The 23,836-nt window shown below is 57.0% G+C and carries 14 protein-coding genes, 6 tRNA genes and 3 rRNA genes; all 23 read left to right on the forward strand.

What is annotated here, in order from left to right:
* The first annotated feature begins 123 nt into the window (after positions 1 to 123).
* The 23 genes from tyrS (at position 124) to rpsL (ending at position 23,797) form a co-directional block, all read left to right on the forward strand.
* Positions 124 to 1,323, forward strand: a complete 1,200-nt coding sequence (gene tyrS / locus HG549_RS02195; RefSeq protein WP_170027982.1) for a tyrosine--tRNA ligase — start codon at positions 124 to 126, stop codon at positions 1,321 to 1,323.
* 572 nt (positions 1,324 to 1,895) lie between these two features.
* Positions 1,896 to 3,432 (forward strand): 16S ribosomal RNA (locus HG549_RS02200).
* An 85-nt stretch (positions 3,433 to 3,517) separates the two neighbouring features.
* Positions 3,518 to 3,594 (forward strand) — tRNA-Ile (locus HG549_RS02205).
* 26 nt (positions 3,595 to 3,620) lie between these two features.
* A tRNA-Ala gene (locus HG549_RS02210) sits at positions 3,621 to 3,696 on the forward strand.
* A gap of 245 nt (positions 3,697 to 3,941) precedes the next feature.
* Positions 3,942 to 6,833 (forward strand): 23S ribosomal RNA (locus HG549_RS02215).
* Positions 6,834 to 6,967: 134 nt separating this feature from the next.
* Positions 6,968 to 7,083: ribosomal RNA gene (gene rrf / locus HG549_RS02220) — 5S ribosomal RNA — on the forward strand.
* Together the 16S, 23S and 5S rRNA genes with 2 tRNA genes alongside form the textbook arrangement of a ribosomal RNA operon.
* A gap of 252 nt (positions 7,084 to 7,335) precedes the next feature.
* On the forward strand, positions 7,336 to 8,295 hold the full coding sequence (birA, locus tag HG549_RS02225) for a bifunctional biotin--[acetyl-CoA-carboxylase] ligase/biotin operon repressor BirA (RefSeq protein ID WP_170027983.1): 960 nt from the start codon (positions 7,336 to 7,338) through the stop codon (positions 8,293 to 8,295).
* Positions 8,285 to 9,034, forward strand: a complete 750-nt coding sequence (locus HG549_RS02230) for a pantothenate kinase (RefSeq protein ID WP_170027984.1) — start codon at positions 8,285 to 8,287, stop codon at positions 9,032 to 9,034. Before birA ends, HG549_RS02230 begins: the two co-directional genes overlap by 11 nt.
* Positions 9,035 to 9,041: 7 nt before the next feature.
* Entirely contained in the window at positions 9,042 to 9,467 is a 426-nt protein-coding gene (locus HG549_RS02235) for a hypothetical protein (protein WP_170027985.1), read from the forward strand.
* Between the two features lie 152 nt (positions 9,468 to 9,619).
* A tRNA-Tyr gene (locus tag HG549_RS02240) sits at positions 9,620 to 9,703 on the forward strand.
* Positions 9,704 to 9,727: 24 nt separating this feature from the next.
* Positions 9,728 to 9,801 (forward strand) — tRNA-Gly (locus tag HG549_RS02245).
* Positions 9,802 to 9,830: 29 nt separating this feature from the next.
* Positions 9,831 to 9,906: transfer RNA gene (locus tag HG549_RS02250), tRNA-Thr, on the forward strand.
* A 78-nt stretch (positions 9,907 to 9,984) separates the two neighbouring features.
* Entirely contained in the window at positions 9,985 to 11,178 is a 1,194-nt protein-coding gene (tuf, locus tag HG549_RS02255; RefSeq protein WP_170027986.1) for an elongation factor Tu, read from the forward strand.
* Between the two features lie 54 nt (positions 11,179 to 11,232).
* Positions 11,233 to 11,308, forward strand: a tRNA-Trp gene (locus HG549_RS02260).
* Between the two features lie 44 nt (positions 11,309 to 11,352).
* Positions 11,353 to 11,721, forward strand: coding sequence for a preprotein translocase subunit SecE (gene secE, locus HG549_RS02265; protein WP_003257081.1), 369 nt, complete (start codon positions 11,353 to 11,355; stop codon positions 11,719 to 11,721).
* 9 nt (positions 11,722 to 11,730) lie between these two features.
* Entirely contained in the window at positions 11,731 to 12,264 is a 534-nt protein-coding gene (gene nusG, locus HG549_RS02270; protein WP_003255501.1) for a transcription termination/antitermination protein NusG, read from the forward strand.
* Positions 12,265 to 12,383: 119 nt separating this feature from the next.
* Positions 12,384 to 12,815, forward strand: a complete 432-nt coding sequence (gene rplK, locus HG549_RS02275; RefSeq protein ID WP_003255500.1) for a 50S ribosomal protein L11 — start codon at positions 12,384 to 12,386, stop codon at positions 12,813 to 12,815.
* The gene (gene rplA / locus HG549_RS02280) at positions 12,815 to 13,510 is read left to right on the forward strand and encodes a 50S ribosomal protein L1 (protein ID WP_170027987.1); all 696 of its coding nucleotides are present in this window, start codon (positions 12,815 to 12,817) and stop codon (positions 13,508 to 13,510) included. Before rplK ends, rplA begins: the two co-directional genes overlap by 1 nt.
* 197 nt (positions 13,511 to 13,707) lie before the next feature.
* Positions 13,708 to 14,208 carry a 50S ribosomal protein L10 gene (gene rplJ / locus HG549_RS02285; RefSeq protein ID WP_003257082.1) on the forward strand — a complete coding sequence of 167 codons (501 nt, stop codon included), beginning with the start codon at positions 13,708 to 13,710 and terminating at the stop codon, positions 14,206 to 14,208.
* Positions 14,209 to 14,288: 80 nt separating this feature from the next.
* Positions 14,289 to 14,657, forward strand: a complete 369-nt coding sequence (gene rplL, locus HG549_RS02290; protein WP_170027988.1) for a 50S ribosomal protein L7/L12 — start codon at positions 14,289 to 14,291, stop codon at positions 14,655 to 14,657.
* Between the two features lie 219 nt (positions 14,658 to 14,876).
* A complete protein-coding gene (rpoB, locus tag HG549_RS02295) occupies positions 14,877 to 18,950 on the forward strand; it encodes a DNA-directed RNA polymerase subunit beta (RefSeq protein WP_170027989.1) in 4,074 nt (1,357 codons plus the stop codon).
* A 64-nt stretch (positions 18,951 to 19,014) separates the two neighbouring features.
* Complete coding sequence (gene rpoC / locus HG549_RS02300) at positions 19,015 to 23,214, forward strand: DNA-directed RNA polymerase subunit beta' (protein ID WP_170027990.1); 4,200 nt, start codon at positions 19,015 to 19,017, stop codon at positions 23,212 to 23,214.
* Positions 23,215 to 23,425: 211 nt separating this feature from the next.
* Complete coding sequence (gene rpsL / locus HG549_RS02305) at positions 23,426 to 23,797, forward strand: 30S ribosomal protein S12 (protein ID WP_003257088.1); 372 nt, start codon at positions 23,426 to 23,428, stop codon at positions 23,795 to 23,797.
* Positions 23,798 to 23,836: the final 39 nt, after the last annotated feature.

The following is a 23,836-nucleotide window of genomic DNA, read 5'->3' on the forward strand; positions in this document are numbered from 1 at the left end:
TCACGCAAGGGCGCGTAGACGCCGCAAGCCTGTGCCCGGGTCACATTCCTTTGCGAAACTTGTAATTGACGGCCGATCTTGTATGGTTGGCTCCCCCTGAATCTGAGCCTTGCGGGTTTGTCTATGAAGTCGGTTGAAGAGCAGCTGGCGCTTATCAAGCGCGGTGCGGAAGAAGTACTGGTCGAGTCGGAACTGGTGGAGAAGCTCAAGCGCGGCCAGCCTCTGCGCATCAAGGCCGGCTTCGACCCGACCGCGCCGGACCTGCACCTTGGGCACACGGTGCTGATCAACAAGCTGCGTCAGTTCCAGGATCTCGGGCACCAGGTCATCTTCCTGATCGGTGACTTCACCGGCATGATCGGCGACCCGAGCGGCAAGAGTGCCACCCGCCCGCCGCTGACTCGCGAGCAGGTGCTGGAGAATGCCGAGACCTACAAGCAGCAGGTGTTCAAGATCCTCGACCCGGCCAAGACCGAGGTCGCGTTCAACTCCACCTGGATGGACAAGCTGACCCCGGCTGACTTCATTCGCCTGGCTTCGCAGTACACCGTGGCGCGCATGCTCGAGCGTGACGACTTCCACAAGCGCTACACCACCAGCCAGCCGATCGCCATCCACGAGTTCCTGTACCCGCTGGTGCAGGGCTACGACTCGGTGGCGCTGAAGGCCGATGTCGAACTGGGTGGTACCGACCAGAAATTCAACCTGCTGATGGGGCGCGAGTTGCAGCGTGCCTATGGCCAGGAAGCGCAGAACATCGTGACCATGCCGTTGCTCGAAGGGCTCGACGGTGTGAAGAAGATGTCCAAGTCGCTGGGCAACTACGTAGGTATCCAGGAAGCGCCGGGGGTGATGTACAGCAAGCTAGTATCGATCCCGGATACCTTGATGTGGCGTTACTTCGAGCTGCTGAGCTTCCGCTCGATGGAAGAGATCGAGCAGTTCCGTGCCGACGTCGCCAATGGTGCCAACCCGCGCGACATCAAGATCAAGCTGGCGGAAGAAATCGTGGCGCGCTTCCATGGCGAAGAGGCTGCGGCCAATGCCCACCGCGCAGCAGGTAACCGCATGAAGGATGGCGAGTTGCCAGAAGACTTGCCGGAGGTCGAAGTGGCTGCGGCGGAAAGCCTGCCGATTGCTGCCGTGCTGAACCGGGCTGGCCTGGTCAAGAACTCGGCGCAGGCTCGGGACCTGCTGAGTGGGGGGGCGGTGAAGGTTGATGGTGCGGTGGTTGATCGCGATTTCGTGTTTGCGCTGGGTGCTACGCATGTGTGCCAGGCGGGCAAGAAGTCGTTTGCGCGGGTTACCCTCAAGGCTGAGTGATAGCCGGCAGGTGTAGCTATATAGAAGCGGGGAGGCCGGTAGGCCTCCCCGCTTTGTTTTTCAGTGATATGAAGGTTTCTTGAAATTAAAGGTTGACGCGGTTTCGAATGCCCTTATAATGCGCCCCACTTCCAGCGACATCGGGACGAAAAACTCCTTGTTCATCAATGAGTTAAGTAGTGATGAAGAAGCTGAAAGGGCTACGATCGAATGATCGGCAGCGGTCGAGATGAAGGTTGACAGCGTTTCAAAACGCTGTATGATTCGCCTCCCGCTACGAGAGATCGCAGCGAGTCAAGTGTTTGAAGCTAAACGAGTTTCTCGCAAAAAACTTCAAAATAAACGCTTGACAGCAAATGAGGAAAGCGTAGAATGCGCGCCTCGGTTGAGACGAAACGCTCTTAACCAAACGCTCTTTAACAAATCGAATCAAGCAATTCGTGTGGGTGCTTGTGAGTACGGACTGATAGTCACAAAGATTATCAGCATCACAAGTGGCCATGCGAGAAATCACATAGTCATTTGAGATTGCTGAGCCAAGTTTAGGGTTTCTTAAAAACCCAAGCAGTATTGAACTGAAGAGTTTGATCATGGCTCAGATTGAACGCTGGCGGCAGGCCTAACACATGCAAGTCGAGCGGATGACGGGAGCTTGCTCCTTGATTCAGCGGCGGACGGGTGAGTAATGCCTAGGAATCTGCCTGGTAGTGGGGGACAACGTTTCGAAAGGAACGCTAATACCGCATACGTCCTACGGGAGAAAGTGGGGGATCTTCGGACCTCACGCTATCAGATGAGCCTAGGTCGGATTAGCTAGTTGGTGAGGTAATGGCTCACCAAGGCGACGATCCGTAACTGGTCTGAGAGGATGATCAGTCACACTGGAACTGAGACACGGTCCAGACTCCTACGGGAGGCAGCAGTGGGGAATATTGGACAATGGGCGAAAGCCTGATCCAGCCATGCCGCGTGTGTGAAGAAGGTCTTCGGATTGTAAAGCACTTTAAGTTGGGAGGAAGGGCAGTAAGTTAATACCTTGCTGTTTTGACGTTACCGACAGAATAAGCACCGGCTAACTCTGTGCCAGCAGCCGCGGTAATACAGAGGGTGCAAGCGTTAATCGGAATTACTGGGCGTAAAGCGCGCGTAGGTGGTTCGTTAAGTTGGATGTGAAAGCCCCGGGCTCAACCTGGGAACTGCATCCAAAACTGGCGAGCTAGAGTACGGTAGAGGGTGGTGGAATTTCCTGTGTAGCGGTGAAATGCGTAGATATAGGAAGGAACACCAGTGGCGAAGGCGACCACCTGGACTGATACTGACACTGAGGTGCGAAAGCGTGGGGAGCAAACAGGATTAGATACCCTGGTAGTCCACGCCGTAAACGATGTCAACTAGCCGTTGGAATCCTTGAGATTTTAGTGGCGCAGCTAACGCATTAAGTTGACCGCCTGGGGAGTACGGCCGCAAGGTTAAAACTCAAATGAATTGACGGGGGCCCGCACAAGCGGTGGAGCATGTGGTTTAATTCGAAGCAACGCGAAGAACCTTACCAGGCCTTGACATGCAGAGAACTTTCCAGAGATGGATTGGTGCCTTCGGGAACTCTGACACAGGTGCTGCATGGCTGTCGTCAGCTCGTGTCGTGAGATGTTGGGTTAAGTCCCGTAACGAGCGCAACCCTTGTCCTTAGTTACCAGCACGTTATGGTGGGCACTCTAAGGAGACTGCCGGTGACAAACCGGAGGAAGGTGGGGATGACGTCAAGTCATCATGGCCCTTACGGCCTGGGCTACACACGTGCTACAATGGTCGGTACAGAGGGTTGCCAAGCCGCGAGGTGGAGCTAATCTCACAAAACCGATCGTAGTCCGGATCGCAGTCTGCAACTCGACTGCGTGAAGTCGGAATCGCTAGTAATCGCGAATCAGAATGTCGCGGTGAATACGTTCCCGGGCCTTGTACACACCGCCCGTCACACCATGGGAGTGGGTTGCACCAGAAGTAGCTAGTCTAACCTTCGGGAGGACGGTTACCACGGTGTGATTCATGACTGGGGTGAAGTCGTAACAAGGTAGCCGTAGGGGAACCTGCGGCTGGATCACCTCCTTAATCGACGACATCAGCCTGCTGATGAGCTCCCACACGAATTGCTTGATTCATTGTAAAAGACGATGCTGTAACGCGACCCTGTTATAGGTCTGTAGCTCAGTTGGTTAGAGCGCACCCCTGATAAGGGTGAGGTCGGCAGTTCAAATCTGCCCAGACCTACCAATTACTTGGTGCGGCCTAGAATACACGGGGCCATAGCTCAGCTGGGAGAGCGCCTGCCTTGCACGCAGGAGGTCAGCGGTTCGATCCCGCTTGGCTCCACCACTCTTTCAGGTTTCGCAGCACTGCTCAGAAATTAGAAATGAGCATTCCAATGTGAATGTTGATTTCTGGCTTTTGTCAGATCGTTCTTTAAAAATTCGGATATGTGATAGATATAGACTGATGACCAGTTTCACTGCTGGTTAATCAGGCTAAGGTAAAATTTGTGAGTTCTGCTCGAAAGAGCAACATGCGAATTTTCGGCGAATGTCGTCTTCACAGTATAACCAGATTGCTTGGGGTTATATGGTCAAGTGAAGAAGCGCATACGGTGGATGCCTTGGCAGTCAGAGGCGATGAAAGACGTGGTAGCCTGCGATAAGCTTTGGGGAGTCGGCAAACAGACTGTGATCCAGAGATCTCTGAATGGGGGAACCCACTCAGCATAAGCTGAGTATCTTGTACTGAATACATAGGTGCAAGAGGCGAACCAGGGGAACTGAAACATCTAAGTACCCTGAGGAAAAGAAATCAACCGAGATTCCCTTAGTAGTGGCGAGCGAACGGGGACCAGCCCTTAAGTTGATTTGAGATTAGTGGAACGCTCTGGAAAGTGCGGCCATAGTGGGTGATAGCCCCGTACACGAAAATCTCTTGTCAATGAAATCGAGTAGGACGGAGCACGAGAAACTTTGTCTGAACATGGGGGGACCATCCTCCAAGGCTAAATACTACTGACTGACCGATAGTGAACCAGTACCGTGAGGGAAAGGCGAAAAGAACCCCGGAGAGGGGAGTGAAATAGAACCTGAAACCGTATGCGTACAAGCAGTGGGAGCCTACTTTGTTAGGTGACTGCGTACCTTTTGTATAATGGGTCAGCGACTTATATTCAGTGGCGAGCTTAACCGAATAGGGGAGGCGTAGCGAAAGCGAGTCTTAATAGGGCGTTTAGTCGCTGGGTATAGACCCGAAACCGGGCGATCTATCCATGGGCAGGTTGAAGGTTAGGTAACACTGACTGGAGGACCGAACCGACTACCGTTGAAAAGTTAGCGGATGACCTGTGGATCGGAGTGAAAGGCTAATCAAGCTCGGAGATAGCTGGTTCTCCTCGAAAGCTATTTAGGTAGCGCCTCATGTATCACTCCAGGGGGTAGAGCACTGTTTCGGCTAGGGGGTCATCCCGACTTACCAAACCGATGCAAACTCCGAATACCTGGAAGTGCCGAGCATGGGAGACACACGGCGGGTGCTAACGTCCGTCGTGAAAAGGGAAACAACCCAGACCGTCAGCTAAGGTCCCAAAGTCATGGTTAAGTGGGAAACGATGTGGGAAGGCTTAGACAGCTAGGAGGTTGGCTTAGAAGCAGCCACCCTTTAAAGAAAGCGTAATAGCTCACTAGTCGAGTCGGCCTGCGCGGAAGATGTAACGGGGCTCAAACCATGCACCGAAGCTACGGGTGTCATCTTTGATGACGCGGTAGAGGAGCGTTCTGTAAGCCTGTGAAGGTGAGTTGAGAAGCTTGCTGGAGGTATCAGAAGTGCGAATGCTGACATGAGTAACGACAATGCGAGTGAAAAACTCGCACGCCGAAAGACCAAGGTTTCCTGCGCAACGTTAATCGACGCAGGGTTAGTCGGTCCCTAAGGCGAGGCTGAAAAGCGTAGTCGATGGAAAACAGGTTAATATTCCTGTACTTCCAGTTATTGCGATGGAGGGACGGAGAAGGTTAGGCCAGCCTGGCGTTGGTTGTCCAGGTTTAAGGTGGTAGGCTGGAATCTTAGGCAAATCCGGGATTTCAAGGCCGAGAGCTGATGACGAGTTGCCTCTAGGCGACGAAGTGGTTGATACCATGCTTCCAAGAAAAGCTCCTAAGCTTCAGATAACTGGGAACCGTACCCCAAACCGACACAGGTGGTTAGGTAGAGAATACCAAGGCGCTTGAGAGAACTCGGGTGAAGGAACTAGGCAAAATGGCACCGTAACTTCGGGAGAAGGTGCGCCGGCGAGGGTGAAGGACTTGCTCCGTAAGCCCATGCCGGTCGAAGATACCAGGCCGCTGCGACTGTTTATTAAAAACACAGCACTCTGCAAACACGAAAGTGGACGTATAGGGTGTGACGCCTGCCCGGTGCCGGAAGGTTAATTGATGGGGTTAGCGCAAGCGAAGCTCTTGATCGAAGCCCCGGTAAACGGCGGCCGTAACTATAACGGTCCTAAGGTAGCGAAATTCCTTGTCGGGTAAGTTCCGACCTGCACGAATGGCGTAACGATGGCGGCGCTGTCTCCACCCGAGACTCAGTGAAATTGAAATCGCTGTGAAGATGCAGTGTATCCGCGGCTAGACGGAAAGACCCCGTGAACCTTTACTATAGCTTTGCACTGGACTTTGAATTTGCTTGTGTAGGATAGGTGGGAGGCTTTGAAGTGGGGACGCCAGTTCTCATGGAGCCATCCTTGAAATACCACCCTGGCAACTTTGAGGTTCTAACTCAGGTCCGTTATCCGGATCGAGGACAGTGTATGGTGGGTAGTTTGACTGGGGCGGTCTCCTCCCAAAGAGTAACGGAGGAGTACGAAGGTGCGCTCAGACCGGTCGGAAATCGGTCGTAGAGTATAAAGGCAAAAGCGCGCTTGACTGCGAGACAAACACGTCGAGCAGGTACGAAAGTAGGTCTTAGTGATCCGGTGGTTCTGTATGGAAGGGCCATCGCTCAACGGATAAAAGGTACTCCGGGGATAACAGGCTGATACCGCCCAAGAGTTCATATCGACGGCGGTGTTTGGCACCTCGATGTCGGCTCATCACATCCTGGGGCTGAAGCCGGTCCCAAGGGTATGGCTGTTCGCCATTTAAAGTGGTACGCGAGCTGGGTTTAGAACGTCGTGAGACAGTTCGGTCCCTATCTGCCGTGGACGTTTGAGATTTGAGAGGGGCTGCTCCTAGTACGAGAGGACCGGAGTGGACGAACCTCTGGTGTTCCGGTTGTCACGCCAGTGGCATTGCCGGGTAGCTATGTTCGGAAGAGATAACCGCTGAAAGCATCTAAGCGGGAAACTTGCCTCAAGATGAGATCTCACTGGAACCTTGAGTTCCCTGAAGGGCCGTCGAAGACTACGACGTTGATAGGTTGGGTGTGTAAGCGCTGTGAGGCGTTGAGCTAACCAATACTAATTGCCCGTGAGGCTTGACCATATAACACCCAAGCAATTTGCTGACGCAGATTGCGGTGGTGAAGATGATACGAACCGAAAGTTCGCAACGAACCACACATATCGCATATCCGAATTCGCTGGAGTGTCTACCAAGACCTTCTGGCAACAGAATTTCTTGACGACCATAGAGCATTGGAACCACCTGATCCCATCCCGAACTCAGTAGTGAAACGATGCATCGCCGATGGTAGTGTGGGGCTTCCCCATGTGAGAGTAGGTCATCGTCAAGATTCATTTCGCAAAACCCCTATCTGCATATGCAGGTAGGGGTTTTGTCTTTGCGCCGGCAAAGCCAGCGTGATCCCTGCAACCCTGATCTACCTGGCAAACCGCGCCGCCTGCGTCGCGGCAGAAAACACTCTCGCGCCGGCCGCCGCAAAAGGCCAGAACCAAGCCCGCTCGCGCCTGTCGACAGGCCCTTTTCCTATGCAAGCCAACAACCCATAGCTATCATGCCTGCCTTATTCCAAGTCGAGACTGGCATGCTGAAGTTGTTGAATCTTCTCAAGGATGGCAAGTTCCATTCCGGAGAAGCTCTGGGGGCAGCCCTCGGGGTGAGTCGCAGCGCCGTTTGGAAGCAGCTGCAGCACCTGGAGAGCGAGCTGAACCTCACCATTCACAAGGTTCGTGGGCGCGGCTATCAGTTGGCTGCGCCACTGGCTTTGCTCGATGCGCAGGCAATCGCCAGTTTTGCTGCCGGCGAGCAGTGGCCGGTTTTCATTCATGAGACGATCGACTCAACCAATGCCGAAGGCCTGCGGCTGGCAGGCGAAGGGCAGGCGGCTCCATTTTTGGTTCTGGCCGAACGGCAGAGCGCCGGCCGTGGTCGGCGTGGGCGGCAATGGGTCAGCCCGTTTGCCGAGAACCTCTATTACAGCCTGGTGCTTCGTGTGGATGGCGGCATGCGCCAGCTCGAGGGCCTGAGTCTGGTGGTGGGGTTGGCGGTAATGCGTACCCTGCAGGCGTTCGGGGTGAAGGATGTTGGGCTCAAGTGGCCCAACGACGTCCTTGTTCGCGGGCAGAAGATTACCGGCATTCTCCTGGAGCTGGTCGGCGACCCGGCAGATGTCTGTCATGTGGTGCTGGGTATCGGTATCAATGTGAACATGCAGGCCAACGATCAAGTCGACCAGCAATGGACTTCGATGCGCCGTGAGGTGGGTGCAGCAATTGACCGCAACCGCCTGGTCGCACTGCTCAGCCAGCAGTTGCAGCATGAATTGGCCCGGCATCGTCGTTATGGTTTTGCCGCGTTCCAGGAAGAATGGGAGCAGGCGCACCTCTGGCAGGGGCGTAACGTTTCACTTATCGCCGGTAGCACGCGTATTGATGGCGTGGTTCTAGGCGTCGACGGGCAGGGCGGCTTGCGCCTTGAGGTGGACGGGGTGGAAAAGAGCTTCAGTGGTGGTGAGCTCAGTTTGAGGTTGCGTGATGATTCTTGAGCTCGATTGCGGTAACAGCTTTATCAAGTGGCGGGTAATCCATGTCGCTGATGCAGCGATTGAGAGCGGCGGTATCGTCGACTCGGATCAGGCCTTGGTGGCTGAAGTGGCTGCGCTGGCTTCGGTGCGTTTGACCGGCTGCCGTATTGTCAGTGTGCGCAGTGAGGATGAAACCGACGCGCTTTGCGCATTGATTGCCCAGGCATTTGCCGTGCAGGCGCTCGTGGCCCACCCAGCCCGGGAAATGGCCGGGGTGCGCAATGGCTATGACGACTACCAGCGCCTGGGCATGGATCGTTGGTTGGCAGCGCTGGGGGCGTTCCACCTGGCCAAAGGTGCTTGCCTGGTCATTGACCTGGGGACGGCTGCAAAAGCGGATTTCGTTGCTGCGGACGGCGAGCACCTGGGTGGCTACATCTGTCCGGGCATGCCGTTGATGCGCAGCCAGTTGCGCACGCATACCCGACGTATTCGTTATGACGATGCTTCCGCTGAGCGTGCTTTGACCAGCCTGGCGCCTGGGCGCTCGACTGTCGAAGCGGTCGAACGCGGCTGCGTATTGATGCTCCAGGGTTTTGCGCGTACCCAGCTCGATCAGGCGCGTGCCTTGTGGGGGGAAGATTTCGCCGTGTTCCTTACCGGAGGTGATGCGCCGCTGGTGAGGGAGGCTGTGCCCCAGGCGCGGGTCGTGCCTGACCTGGTTTTCGTTGGCCTGGCCATGGCCTGCCCATTGGATTGAGGTGCCTATGCGTTGGTTGTTTCTGTTGTTGCTGGTGCTCAACGTCTTTTATTACGTATGGCATCAGCAGGAAGCCCCGCTGAAGGTCAAGGAAGTCGCCCCGCTGTCGTTGTACAAGGGGAATCAGCAGGAAATCCGTCTGTTACGTGAAACAGGCGTGTCGACGCCGCCCAAGCGCCGGGATGAATGCCTGGTAGTCGGTGGCATGATGGGGCAGGGCGAGCTCGAGGCGCTGCGTCAGCGTCTGATGAGCCTGGATATCGCCACGCTCCCGGTGGTGGGGCAGTTGCCTGGTGCGGAGGGGCGCTGGCTCAAGGTTGCCCCGGAAAGCGAGCGTTTGTTGGACCAAACGGTCCTCGCCGCTCTTTCCAATGATTTCAAAGACTTAAAACACAAAATTATTTTCTGCCAGGGTATTGCAACTGGCGAATAGCTTGATAGAATGGCGCCCGCTTCACAGGGAACACCACTCAGGTGGTAGAACTGGAAGCGGTGTCAAAGCAGCTAAGTTTCAGATTTGATTGAAAAAATTTGAAAAAACGCTTGACACTGGGGCGGCGGACAAATAGAATGCCGGCCACATCTGGAGGGATTCCCGAGCGGTCAAAGGGGACGGACTGTAAATCCGTTGCGAGAGCTTCGAAGGTTCGAATCCTTCTCCCTCCACCAGTTTTAGCGAGAGCCGCAAGCTCCGCGGGTATAGTTTAGTGGTAGAACCTCAGCCTTCCAAGCTGATGATGCGGGTTCGATTCCCGCTACCCGCTCCAAGTTTGCTGGATTTTGCACAAAGTGTTTCGCTCTTGTAGCTCAGTTGGTAGAGCACACCCTTGGTAAGGGTGAGGTCAGCGGTTCAAGTCCGCTCAAGAGCTCCATATAAACAAGGCAGATATGAAAATATCTGCCTTTGTTTTATCAGCGCAAGACTATTTCTTCTGCGGAGGATTGTATCGATGGCTAAGGAAAAGTTTGATCGTTCCCTTCCCCACGTTAACGTCGGCACTATCGGCCACGTTGACCACGGTAAGACCACTCTGACCGCAGCTCTGACTCGCGTCTGCTCCGAAGTATTCGGTTCGGCAGTCGTTGAGTTCGACAAGATCGACTCGGCTCCGGAAGAAAAAGCGCGCGGTATCACCATCAACACCGCTCACGTCGAGTACAACTCGAACATTCGTCACTACGCTCACGTTGACTGCCCAGGTCACGCTGACTACGTGAAGAACATGATCACCGGTGCTGCCCAGATGGACGGCGCGATCCTGGTTTGCTCGGCCGCCGATGGTCCGATGCCACAAACCCGTGAGCACATCCTGCTGTCCCGTCAGGTAGGCGTTCCGTACATCGTGGTCTTCCTGAACAAGGCTGACCTGGTAGACGACGCTGAGCTGCTGGAACTGGTCGAGATGGAAGTTCGCGACCTGCTGTCCACCTACGACTTCCCAGGCGACGACACCCCGATCATCATCGGTTCGGCTCGTATGGCGCTGGAAGGCAAAGACGACAACGAAATGGGTACTACCGCTGTCAAGAAGCTGGTAGAAACTCTGGATGCCTACATCCCTGAGCCAATCCGTGCCGTTGACCAGCCGTTCCTGATGCCGATCGAAGACGTATTCTCGATCTCGGGTCGTGGTACCGTTGTTACCGGTCGTATCGAGCGTGGTATCGTCCGCGTTCAGGATCCGCTGGAAATCGTTGGCCTGCGCCCAACCACCAACACCACCTGCACCGGTGTTGAAATGTTCCGCAAGCTGCTGGACGAAGGCCGCGCTGGCGAGAACTGCGGCGTTCTGCTGCGTGGTACCAAGCGTGACGAAGTTGAGCGTGGTCAGGTTCTGGTCAAGCCAGGTTCGGTCAAGCCGCACACCAAGTTCACCGCAGAAGTCTACGTTCTGTCGAAGGAAGAAGGCGGCCGTCACACTCCGTTCTTCAAAGGCTACCGTCCTCAGTTCTACTTCCGTACCACTGACGTGACCGGTAACTGCGAACTGCCGGAAGGCGTTGAAATGGTAATGCCAGGTGACAACATCCAGATGACTGTCACCCTGATCAAGACCATCGCAATGGAAGACGGTCTGCGCTTCGCTATCCGTGAAGGCGGTCGTACCGTCGGCGCCGGTGTCGTAGCAAAAATTATTGAATAAGTAGTTGATTTACTTGATCAGGCCGGTATAATGGCCGGCCTGATACAGCGTTACAGGTCAGTAGCTCAATTGGCAGAGCGACGGTCTCCAAAACCGTAGGTTGGGGGTTCGATTCCCTCCTGACCTGCCATTTCACCTCGGTGTGATGGCTTTCTTCTCACAGGATCCTCCTCGATGACTCCCAAAACTGAAGCCCAAGAATCGCGTTTTGATCTGTTCAAGTGGCTGGCTGTAGTGGCTTTGGTGGTTGTCGGCGTAGTGGGTAATCAGTATTACTCTGCCTCTCCGATCCTGTATCGCGTCCTTGCACTTCTCGTCCTGGCTGCTGTCGCGGGCTTTGTAGCTCTGCAGACTGCGAAGGGCAAGTCGTTCTTTGCGCTGGCGAAGGAAGCTCGTACCGAGATTCGTAAAGTCGTGTGGCCGACCCGCCAGGAAACCACCCAGACCACGCTGATTGTCGTGGCTGTCGTGCTGGTTATGGCACTGCTGCTGTGGGGTCTTGATTCCCTGCTCGGCTGGGCGGTCTCCTTGATCGTTGGCTAAAGGTGTCCCGTGGCTAAGCGTTGGTATGTTGTGCATGCTTACTCGGGTTACGAGAAGCATGTAATGCGCTCTCTGATCGAGCGCGTCAAGCTGGCTGGCATGGAAGACGGTTTCGGCGAGATCCTGGTCCCGACCGAAGAAGTCGTCGAAATGCGCAATGGCCAGAAGCGCAAGAGCGAGCGTAAATTCTTCCCTGGCTATGTTTTGGTCCAGATGGAGATGAACGAAGGGACTTGGCACTTGGTCAAGGATACCCCTCGCGTGATGGGCTTTATTGGTGGTACCGCAGACAAGCCTGCGCCAATCACCGATAAGGAAGCCGAGGCTATCCTGCGTCGCGTTGCCGACGGTAGTGACAAGCCGAAGCCGAAGACGTTGTTCGAGCCAGGTGAAGTGGTTCGGGTCATTGACGGTCCGTTTGCTGACTTCAATGGCAGCGTCGAAGAGGTTAACTACGAAAAGAGCCGCCTGCAGGTTGCAGTGCTCATTTTCGGTCGCTCTACTCCGGTGGAGCTCGAGTTCAGCCAGGTCGAAAAGGTCTAGGCGAACGCAGCATCCCATACCCCGCAGCCCTGTGTGCTGCGGGGTTTTGTCGTCACTGGGATAAAACGCAAGTCATCCGGGGAGCCATCAGGCGTTCGTACCCGATTTTGGAGTAGCTCATGGCTAAGAAGATTCAGGCTTACATCAAGCTGCAAGTTAAGGCCGGCCAGGCCAACCCAAGCCCACCCGTTGGTCCAGCACTGGGTCAACACGGTGTGAACATCATGGAATTCTGCAAGGCCTTCAACGCCCGTACCCAGGGCCAAGAAGCCGGCCTGCCGACTCCTGTGATCATCACTGTCTACAGCGACCGTAGCTTCACCTTCGAGACCAAGAGCACCCCTGCCTCGGTTCTGCTGAAGAAAGCTGCTGGCCTGACCAGTGGTTCGGCTCGCCCGAACACCGTTAAAGTCGGTACCGTTACCCGCGCTCAGCTGGAAGACATCGCCAAAGCCAAACAGGCTGACCTGACTGCCGCTGACCTGGACGCTGCTGTACGCACCATCGCTGGCTCTGCCCGCAGCATGGGCCTGAACGTGGAGGGTGTGTAATGGCTAAGCTGACCAAACGCCAAAAGGCAATCGCCGAGAAAATCGAAGCAGGCAAAGCCTACAACTTCGAAGAAGCGGCCAATCTGCTGGCCTCGCTGCCGGCTGCCAAGTTCGTAGAGTCCTACGACATCGCCGTTAACCTCGGTGTTGACCCGCGTAAATCCGACCAGGTCGTACGTAGCGCTACCGTGCTGCCGCACGGCACTGGCAAGACCGTTCGCGTTGCCGTCTTCACCCAGGGTCCAGCTGCTGAAGCCGCTCTGGCTGCCGGCGCTGACCGCGTAGGTATGGACGATCTGGCTGCCGAAATGAAAGGCGGCGACCTGAACTATGACGTCGTCATCGCATCGCCTGATGCCATGCGCGTTGTAGGTCAGCTGGGTCAGGTTCTGGGTCCTCGCGGCCTGATGCCTAACCCGAAAGTTGGTACCGTGACCCCAGACGTAGCCGGCGCCGTCAAGAACGCCAAGGCTGGTCAGGTTCGCTACCGTACCGACAAGAACGGTATCATCCACACCTCCGTTGGCAAGATCGGCTTCGAAGCCGGCAAGCTGAAGGAAAACGTTGAAGCCCTGATCGCTGATCTGAAGCGTATCAAGCCAGCTTCCTCGAAAGGTATCTACGTCAAGCGCGTTACCCTGAGCACCACCATGGGCCCAGGTCTGGTCATCGATCAGAGCTCGCTGAACGTGTAAGAACATGGTGGCGCGACCTGTCGCGCCATCAGCAAAAATTGGGGTCCCTGCCTGGCGGGGGCTATCCAAGACCGTAGGCGGCGCAAGCCTTAAAAAACCAGCCCACGCAGATGGTGCTCCCGATTCGTTACCGAATCAGACACCAAAACGACATCCGGCTTCGGCCAGATGAAACGGTAAAAACCAGGAGTAAACCCGTGGCAATTAAACTCGAAGACAAGAAGGCCATCGTCGCTGAAGTCAACGAGGCTGCCAAAGTCGCTCTGTCCGCTGTCGTGGCTGATGCCCGTGGTGTGACTGTAGGCGCAATGACCGGACTCCGTAAAGAGGCCCGCGAAGCTGGCGTTTACGTACGTGTCGTACGTAACACCCTGCTGAAGCGCGCTGTTGAAGGCACCGAATTCTCGATCCTCAACGACGCGTTCAAAGGCCCGACCCTGATTGCTTTCTCCAACGAACACCCGGGCGCTGCTGCCCGTCTGTTCAAAGAGTTCGCCAAGGGTCAGGACAAGTTCGAGATCAAGGCAGCTGCGTTCGACGGCAAGTTCCTTGCCGCTAACCAGATCGACGTGCTGGCAACCCTGCCAACTCGCGACGAGGCTATCGCACAGCTGATGAGCGTAATCCAAGGTGCAACCAGCAAGCTGGCTCGTACCCTGGCAGCTCTGCGCGACCAGAAAGAAGCTGCTGCTGCCTAAGGCCGCGTAGCACCTTTCGAAATCAAACGTTTAATTTGATGGCCGCGTAGGCTGTCACCCCAATACAGGAATTCATAGTCATGTCTCTGACTAACGAGCAAATCATCGAAGCGATCGGCCAGAAAACTGTTCTGGAAATTGTTGAACTGATCAAAGCGATGGAAGAAACCTTCGGCGTTACCGCTGCTGCTGCTGTTGCCGCTGGCCCAGCTACCGCTGCTGCCGCTGTTGAAGAGCAGACCGAGTTCAACGTCGTTCTGACCGAAGCTGGCGACAAGAAAGTAAACGTGATCAAGGCCGTTCGTGAACTGACCGGTCTGGGCCTGAAAGAAGCCAAAGAGAAAGTCGACGGCGCTCCTCAGGTTATCGCTGAAGGCGTTTCGAAAGAAGCCGCTGAAGACGCGAAGAAGAAGCTGGAAGAAGCTGGCGCTAAAGTCGAGCTGAAGTAATCTCGACCTTGCGACTCCAGTCCGAGCGTTGAGCGAAGGGCTGATGGCTGGTGGCTTATGCCACCGGCCTTTTTCCGTTATTGGTGGTCGGTCAAGCCGGCCCCGATAACAAGCTGCAAGACACCCATGTGGGTGCGCAAACCAAGGGGTTTGCACGATTTTCTGGCTGCTCCCGCCGGGAGAAGCCAAACAAGCAGGTGACCAAGCTGGGGAACGCTGATGGCTTACTCATACACTGAGAAAAAACGTATCCGCAAGGACTTTAGCAAGTTGCCGGACGTCATGGATGTGCCTTACCTCCTGGCCATCCAGCTGGATTCGTATCGCGAATTCCTGCAAGCGGGAGCATCCAAGGATCAGTTCCGCGACGTCGGCCTGCACGCGGCCTTCAAATCGGTATTTCCGATCATCAGCTACTCCGGCAATGCTGCCCTGGAGTACGTAGGCTACCGCCTGGGCGAACCCGCCTTCGATGTGAAGGAATGTGTCCTGCGTGGCGTGACCTTCGCGGTCCCACTGCGGGTCAAGGTGCGCCTGATCATTTTCGACAAGGAATCGTCGAACAAAGCGATCAAGGACATCAAAGAGCAAGAAGTCTACATGGGTGAAATCCCCCTGATGACTGAAAACGGTACCTTCGTTATCAACGGTACCGAGCGTGTGATCGTTTCCCAGCTGCACCGTTCGCCTGGTGTGTTCTTCGACCACGACCGTGGCAAGACGCACAGCTCCGGCAAGCTGCTGTACTCCGCTCGCATCATCCCTTACCGCGGTTCCTGGCTGGACTTCGAGTTCGACCCGAAGGACTGCGTGTTCGTGCGTATCGACCGTCGCCGCAAACTGCCGGCTTCGGTGCTGCTGCGCGCCCTGGGCTACAGCACTGAAGAAGTGCTGAATACCTTCTACACCACCAACGTCTTCCACATTTCCGGCGAGAAACTCAGCCTGGAACTGGTGCCGCAGCGTCTGCGTGGTGAAGTTGCCGTCATGGACATCCATGACGAAACCGGCAAGGTCATTGTCGAGCAGGGCCGCCGTATTACCGCGCGCCACATCAACCAGCTCGAGAAGGCTGGCGTCAAGCAGCTGGACGTCCCGATGGAATACGTCCTGGGTCGCACCACTGCCAAGGCCATCGTGCACCCGGCTACCGGTGAAATCCTGGCCGAATGCAACACCGAGATGACCACCGAGTTGCTGATCAAGGTCGCCAAGGCACAGGTTGTCCGTATCGAGACCCTGTACACCAACGACATCGATTGCGGTCCGTTCATCTCCGACACTCTGAAGATCGACACCACCAGCAACCAGCTGGAAGCCCTGGTCGAGATCTATCGCATGATGCGTCCTGGCGAGCCGCCAACCAAGGATGCCGCCGAGACCCTGTTCAACAACCTGTTCTTCAGCGCCGAGCGTTACGACCTGTCCGCCGTTGGCCGCATGAAGTTCAACCGTCGTATCGGTCGTACCGAGATCGAAGGTTCGGGCGTGCTGAGCAAGGAAGATATCGTCGAGGTTCTGAAGACCCTGGTCGACATCCGTAACGGCAAAGGCATCGTCGACGACATCGACCACCTGGGTAACCGTCGCGTGCGTTGCGTCGGCGAAATGGCCGAAAACCAGTTCCGCGTTGGCCTGGTGCGTGTCGAGCGCGCGGTCAAGGAACGCCTGTCGATGGCGGAAAGCGAAGGCCTGATGCCGCAAGACCTGATCAACGCCAAGCCGGTTGCGGCGGCGGTGAAAGAGTTCTTCGGTTCCAGCCAGCTGTCCCAGTTCATGGACCAGAACAACCCGCTCTCCGAGATCACCCACAAGCGCCGCGTCTCCGCACTCGGCCCAGGTGGTCTGACCCGTGAGCGTGCCGGCTTCGAAGTCCGTGACGTACACCCGACCCACTACGGCCGCGTGTGCCCGATCGAGACCCCTGAAGGTCCGAACATCGGTCTGATCAACTCCCTGGCAGCCTATGCCCGCACCAACCAGTACGGCTTCCTGGAAAGCCCGTACCGCGTGGTGAAGGAAGGCGTGGTCAGCGACGACATCGTGTTCCTGTCGGCCATTGAAGAAGCGGATCACGTCATCGCCCAGGCTTCGGCCGCGATGAACGAGAAGAAGCAACTGATCGATGAGCTGGTAGCGGTTCGTCACCTGAACGAATTCACCGTCAAGGCGCCGGAAGACGTCACCTTGATGGACGTTTCGCCGAAGCAGGTTGTTTCGGTCGCTGCGTCGCTGATTCCGTTCCTCGAGCACGACGACGCCAACCGTGCGTTGATGGGTTCGAACATGCAGCGTCAGGCTGTACCGACCCTGCGCGCCGACAAGCCGCTGGTAGGTACCGGCATGGAGCGCAACGTTGCCCGTGACTCCGGTGTCTGCGTGGTTGCTCGCCGCGGTGGTGTGATCGACTCGGTCGACGCCAGCCGTATCGTTGTCCGCGTTGCCGACGACGAAGTGGAAACCGGCGAAGCCGGTGTAGACATCTACAACCTGACCAAGTACACCCGTTCGAACCAGAACACCTGCATCAACCAGCGTCCGCTGGTGAGCAAGGGTGACAAGGTTCAGCGTGGCGACATCATGGCCGACGGCCCGTCCACCGACATGGGTGAACTGGCACTGGGTCAGAACATGCGCATCGCGTTCATGGCGTGGAACGGCTTCAACTTCGAAGACTCCATCTGCCTCTCCGAGCGTGTGGTTCAGGAAGACCGCTTCACCACCATCCACATCCAGGAACTGACCTGTGTGGCGCGTGACACCAAGCTTGGCCCAGAGGAAATCACTGCGGACATCCCGAACGTGGGTGAGGCCGCACTGAACAAGCTGGACGAAGCCGGTATCGTCTACGTGGGTGCCGAAGTCGGCGCTGGCGACATCCTGGTCGGCAAGGTTACGCCAAAAGGCGAAACCCAGCTGACTCCGGAAGAAAAACTGCTGCGCGCAATCTTCGGCGAGAAAGCCAGCGACGTTAAGGACACCTCCCTGCGCGTGCCAACCGGCACCAAAGGTACCGTCATTGACGTACAGGTCTTCACCCGTGACGGCGTCGAGCGCGACAGCCGCGCCCTGGCCATCGAGAAGATGCAGCTGGACGAGATCCGCAAGGACCTCAACGAAGAGTTCCGCATCGTCGAAGGTGCAACCTTCGAGCGTCTGCGTTCTGCCCTGAACGGCCAGGTGGTCGACGGTGGTGCGGGCCTGAAGAAAGGCACCGTGATCACTGACGAAGTGCTGGACGGTCTGGAGCACGGCCAGTGGTTCAAACTGCGCATGGCTGAAGATGCACTGAACGAGCAGCTGGAAAAGGCTCAGCAGTACATCGTCGACCGTCGCCGTCTGCTGGACGACAAGTTCGAAGACAAGAAGCGCAAGCTGCAGCAGGGCGATGACCTGGCGCCGGGCGTACTGAAGATCGTCAAGGTTTACCTGGCAATCCGCCGTCGCATCCAGCCGGGTGACAAGATGGCCGGTCGTCACGGTAACAAGGGTGTGGTCTCGGTGATCATGCCGGTCGAAGACATGCCGCACGACGCCAACGGTACTCCGGTCGACGTCGTACTGAACCCGCTGGGCGTACCTTCGCGTATGAACGTCGGTCAGATCCTCGAAACCCACCTGGGCCTGGCGGCCAAGGGTCTGGGCGAGAAGATCGACCGCATGATCGAAGAACAGCGCAAGGCCGCTGAACTGCGCGTGTTCCTGACCGAGGTCTACAACGAGATCGGTGGTCGCCAGGAAAACCTGGACGAGTTCACCGACGAAGAGATCATGGCCCTGGCCAACAACCTGAAGAAGGGCGTGCCGATGGCTACCCCGGTCTTCGATGGTGCCAAGGAGCGCGAGATCAAGGCCATGCTGAAGCTGGCCGACCTGCCAGAGAGCGGCCAGATGGTGCTGTTCGATGGCCGTACCGGCAACAAGTTCGAGCGTCCTGTGACCGTTGGTTACATGTACATGCTCAAGCTGAACCACTTGGTGGACGACAAGATGCACGCGCGTTCCACTGGTTCCTATAGCCTGGTCACCCAGCAGCCGCTGGGTGGTAAGGCGCAGTTCGGTGGTCAGCGTTTCGGGGAGATGGAAGTGTGGGCGCTGGAAGCATACGGCGCGGCATACACCCTGCAAGAAATGCTCACAGTGAAGTCGGACGACGTGAACGGCCGTACCAAGATGTACAAGAACATCGTGGATGGCGATCACCGTATGGAGCCGGGCATGCCCGAGTCCTTCAACGTGTTGATCAAAGAGATCCGTTCGCTCGGTATCGATATCGATCTGGAAACCGAATAACACGTGACGCGAAGGGGAGTGGGGCAGGTAGTGCCCGCTCCCTGCTCCGCCAGGAGGAAAGGCCTTGAAAGACCTACTGAATTTGCTGAAAAACCAGGGTCAAGTCGAAGAGTTCGACGCCATCCGCATCGGTCTGGCGTCGCCTGAAATGATCCGTTCGTGGTCGTTCGGTGAAGTTAAGAAGCCGGAAACCATCAACTACCGTACGTTCAAGCCTGAGCGTGACGGCCTGTTCTGCGCCAAGATCTTTGGCCCAGTCAAGGACTACGAGTGCCTGTGCGGCAAGTACAAGCGCCTCAAGCACCGCGGCGTGATCTGCGAGAAGTGCGGCGTTGAAGTTGCCCTGGCCAAGGTTCGTCGTGAGCGCATGGCGCACATCGAACTGGCCTCGCCGGTTGCCCACATCTGGTTCCTGAAGTCGCTGCCGTCCCGTATCGGCCTGCTGATGGACATGACCCTGCGCGATATCGAGCGCGTGCTCTACTTCGAGAGCTACGTGGTTATCGACCCGGGCATGACCACCCTGGAAAAGGGCCAGCTGCTGAACGACGAGCAGTATTTCGAAGCGCTGGAAGAGTTCGGTGACGACTTCGACGCCCGCATGGGTGCCGAGGCTGTCCGCGAGCTGCTGCACGCTATCGACCTGGAGCACGAGATCGGCCGCCTGCGTGAAGAGATTCCGCAGACCAACTCGGAAACCAAGATCAAGAAGCTGTCCAAGCGCCTGAAGCTGATGGAAGCGTTCCAGGGCTCGGGCAACCTGCCTGAGTGGATGGTACTGACCGTCCTGCCAGTGCTGCCGCCGGACCTGCGTCCGCTGGTGCCGCTGGATGGTGGCCGCTTCGCGACTTCCGACCTGAACGACCTGTATCGTCGGGTGATCAACCGTAACAACCGTCTGAAGCGCCTGCTCGATCTGTCGGCGCCGGACATCATCGTGCGCAACGAAAAGCGCATGCTGCAGGAAGCGGTCGACGCCCTGCTGGACAACGGCCGTCGCGGTCGCGCCATCACTGGCTCGAACAAGCGTCCGCTGAAGTCCCTGGCCGACATGATCAAAGGTAAGCAAGGTCGCTTCCGTCAGAACCTGCTCGGTAAGCGTGTGGACTACTCTGGCCGTTCGGTAATTACCGTAGGCCCGACCCTGCGTCTGCACCAGTGCGGTCTGCCGAAGAAGATGGCCCTCGAGCTGTTCAAGCCGTTCATTTTCGGCAAGCTGGAAATGCGTGGTCTGGCGACCACCATCAAGGCTGCCAAGAAGATGGTCGAGCGCGAGCTGCCAGAGGTTTGGGACGTGCTCGCCGAGGTGATCCGCGAACACCCCGTACTGCTCAACCGTGCACCAACCCTGCACCGCCTGGGTATCCAGGCCTTTGAGCCGGTTCTGATCGAAGGCAAGGCTATCCAGCTGCACCCGCTGGTCTGTGCCGCGTACAACGCCGACTTCGACGGTGACCAGATGGCCGTTCACGTGCCGCTGACCCTGGAAGCCCAGCTCGAAGCGCGCGCGCTGATGATGTCGACCAACAACATCCTGTCGCCAGCCAACGGTGAGCCAATCATCGTTCCGTCGCAGGACGTTGTACTGGGTCTGTACTACATGACCCGCGAAGCCATCAACGCCAAGGGCGAAGGTCGCGTGTTCGCCGACCTGCAGGAAGTCGACCGCGTATTCCGCGCCGGCGAGGCTGCCCTGCACGCGAAAATCAAGGTTCGTATCAACGAAACCGTGAAAGAGCGTGACGGTTCCGTGGTCAAGAACACCCGCATCGTCGACACCACTGTCGGCCGTGCGCTGCTGTTCCAGGTTGTACCGGCAGGCCTGCCGTACGACGTGGTCAACCAGCCGATGAAGAAGAAGGCGATCTCCAAGCTGATCAACCAGTGCTACCGCGTGGTTGGTCTGAAAGAGACCGTTATCTTCGCTGACCAGCTGATGTACACCGGTTTCGCTTACTCGACCATTTCCGGCGTTTCCATCGGTGTTAACGACTTCGTTATCCCGGACGAGAAAGCCCGCATCATCGGTACCGCTACCGACGAAGTGAAGGAAATCGAGAGCCAGTACGCCTCCGGCCTGGTAACCCAGGGCGAGAAGTACAACAAGGTCATCGACTTGTGGTCGAAGGCGAACGACGAAGTGTCCAAGGCGATGATGGCCAACCTCTCGAAAGAGAAGGTCATCGACCGCGAAGGCAAGGAAGTCGAGCAAGAGTCCTTCAACTCGATGTACATGATGGCTGACTCCGGTGCGCGGGGTTCCGCGGCCCAGATCCGTCAGCTGGCCGGTATGCGTGGCCTGATGGCCAAGCCGGACGGCTCGATCATCGAGACGCCGATCACGGCGAACTTCCGTGAAGGCCTGAGCGTTCTGCAGTACTTCATTTCGACCCATGGTGCTCGTAAGGGTCTGGCGGATACCGCACTGAAGACTGCGAACTCCGGTTACCTGACTCGTCGTCTGGTAGACGTTGCCCAGGATCTGGTGGTTACCGAGATCGACTGCGGCACCGACCAGGGCCTGCTGATGACCCCGCACATCGAAGGCGGCGACGTTGTAGAGCCGCTGGGTGAGCGTGTACTGGGTCGTGTCATCGCCCGTGACGTGTTCAAGCCAGGCACCGAGGACGTCATCGTTCCGGCCGGTACCCTGGTCGACGAGAAGTGGGTCGAGTTCATCGAGCTGAACAGCATCGACGAAGTGGTCGTGCGTTCGCCGATCAACTGTGAAACCCGCTACGGCATCTGCGCCAAGTGCTACGGTCGTGACCTGGCTCGCGGTCACCAGGTGAACATCGGTGAAGCTGTCGGCGTTATCGCTGCCCAGTCGATCGGTGAGCCGGGTACCCAGCTGACCATGCGTACGTTCCACATCGGTGGTGCTGCAAGCCGTACCTCGGCTGCCGACAGCGTCCAGGTGAAGAACGGCGGTATGGTCCGTCTGCACAACCTCAAGCAGGTAGAGCGTGCCGATGGCAACCTGGTTGCCGTGTCGCGTTCGGGCGAACTGGCCATTGCCGACGAATTCGGCCGTGAGCGTGAGCGCTACAAGCTGCCTTACGGTGCGGTGATCTCGGTCAAGGAAGGTGAAAAGGTCGAAGCTGGCGCCATCGTCGCCAAGTGGGACCCGCACACCCACCCGATCGTTACCGAGCTGAAAGGTACCGTGACCTTCGTGGGCATGGAAGAAGGCATCACCATCAAGCGTCAGACCGACGAACTGACCGGTTTGACCAACATTGAAGTCCTGGACGTCAAGGATCGCCCTGCCGCTGGTAAGGAAATCCGTCCGGCAATCAAGATGGTCGACGCTTCTGGCAAGGACCTGTACCTGCCAGGTACCGACGTACCTGCCCAGTACTTCCTGCCGGCCAACGCCCTTGTCGGTGTGGCTGACGGTGCGCAGATCGGTGTTGGTGACGTTATCGCGCGTATCCCGCAAGAAACGTCGAAGACCCGTGACATCACCGGTGGTCTGCCGCGCGTTGCCGACCTGTTCGAAGCGCGCCGTCCGAAAGAAGCCTCGATTCTGGCTGAAGTCAGCGGCACCATCGCATTCGGTAAAGAGACCAAGGGCAAGCGTCGCCTGGTCATTACCCCGACCGATGGCAGCGAGCCGTACGAAGAGCTGATTCCGAAGTGGCGTCACCTGAACGTCTTCGAAGGCGAACAGGTAAACCGCGGCGAAGTTATCTCCGACGGCCCGAGCGATCCGCACGACATCCTGCGCCTGCTGGGTGTGAGCGCGCTGGCGAAGTACATCGTCAACGAGATCCAGGACGTTTACCGTCTGCAGGGCGTGAAGATCAACGACAAGCACATCGAGACCATCCTGCGTCAGATGCTGCGCAAGGTCGAGATCACCGAGTCGGGCGATTCCAGCTTCATCAAGGGCGACCAGATGGAACTGACCCAGGTGCTGGTAGAGAACGAGCGTCTCGCCGCCGAGGACAAGTTCGTCTCCAAGTTCACCCGCGTGCTGCTGGGTATCACCAAGGCCTCGCTGTCGACCGAGTCGTTCATCTCCGCGGCTTCCTTCCAGGAAACCACCCGCGTACTGACCGAAGCGGCGGTAACCGGCAAGCGCGACTACCTGCGCGGCCTGAAAGAGAACGTGGTCGTGGGTCGTCTGATCCCGGCCGGTACTGGTCTGGCCTACCACAGCGAGCGCAAGCGCCGCCGTGACGCCGACAAGCCGCTGCGTGTGAGCGCCAGTGAGGTAGAAGCCGCACTGACCGAAGCGCTGAACTCCAGCGGTAACTAAGTACAGGGCAGGGCCCCGGCGCATCTCGCAAGGCCATCGGTGACATCAATTGTTGCCGATGACCGGGCGGGGAGGGCCGGGGCCTCGTCTTGACTGGGTGCAAGATCCTCTTTAGACTTTTGTACCCTTAAATTTGGTGAGGCTCCGTCTCGCCAATTTTTGGCTTTCTTGCAAGACAATAGCGTCGCAAGACAATCAGTGGAGCTAGTAGATGGCAACTATCAACCAGCTGGTACGTCAGCCGCGTAAGCGTACCGTCGAGAAATCCGACGTACCTGCGCTGCAGAACTGCCCGCAGCGTCGTGGCGTGTGCACCCGTGTGTACACCACCACGCCGAAAAAACCTAACTCGGCACTGCGTAAAGTATGCCGTGTGCGTCTGACCAACGGTTTCGAGGTTTCCTCGTACATCGGTGGTGAAGGCCACAACCTGCAAGAGCACAGTGTCGTCCTGATCCGTGGCGGCCGTGTAAAAGACTTGCCAGGTGTTCGTTACCACACCGTTCGCGGCTCTCTGGATACTTCGGGCGTTAAAGGCCGTAACCAGGGTCGTTCGAAGTACGGTACCAAGCGTCCGAAGTAATCGGCCGTTTGCAGACATCCATTTATTTGAGTCGATAAG

It is taken from the genome of Pseudomonas sp. SK (assembly GCF_012975065.1).
Lineage (GTDB): Bacteria > Pseudomonadota > Gammaproteobacteria > Pseudomonadales > Pseudomonadaceae > Aquipseudomonas > Aquipseudomonas anuradhapurensis.

Excerpts from the sequence above, each read along its gene's own strand:
- tyrS (WP_170027982.1), top strand. The coding sequence starts at position 124 with ATGAAGTCGGTTGAAGAGCAGCTGGCGCTTATCAAGCGCGGTGCGGAA.
- birA (WP_170027983.1), top strand. The coding sequence starts at position 7,336 with ATGCTGAAGTTGTTGAATCTTCTCAAGGATGGCAAGTTCCATTCCGGA.
- HG549_RS02230 (WP_170027984.1), top strand. The coding sequence starts at position 8,285 with ATGATTCTTGAGCTCGATTGCGGTAACAGCTTTATCAAGTGGCGGGTA.
- HG549_RS02235 (WP_170027985.1), top strand. The coding sequence starts at position 9,042 with ATGCGTTGGTTGTTTCTGTTGTTGCTGGTGCTCAACGTCTTTTATTAC.
- tuf (WP_170027986.1), top strand. The coding sequence starts at position 9,985 with ATGGCTAAGGAAAAGTTTGATCGTTCCCTTCCCCACGTTAACGTCGGC.
- secE (WP_003257081.1), top strand. The coding sequence starts at position 11,353 with ATGACTCCCAAAACTGAAGCCCAAGAATCGCGTTTTGATCTGTTCAAG.
- rplK (WP_003255500.1), top strand. The coding sequence starts at position 12,384 with ATGGCTAAGAAGATTCAGGCTTACATCAAGCTGCAAGTTAAGGCCGGC.
- rplA (WP_170027987.1), top strand. The coding sequence starts at position 12,815 with ATGGCTAAGCTGACCAAACGCCAAAAGGCAATCGCCGAGAAAATCGAA.
- rplL (WP_170027988.1), top strand. The coding sequence starts at position 14,289 with ATGTCTCTGACTAACGAGCAAATCATCGAAGCGATCGGCCAGAAAACT.
- rpoB (WP_170027989.1), top strand. The coding sequence starts at position 14,877 with ATGGCTTACTCATACACTGAGAAAAAACGTATCCGCAAGGACTTTAGC.
- rpsL (WP_003257088.1), top strand. The coding sequence starts at position 23,426 with ATGGCAACTATCAACCAGCTGGTACGTCAGCCGCGTAAGCGTACCGTC.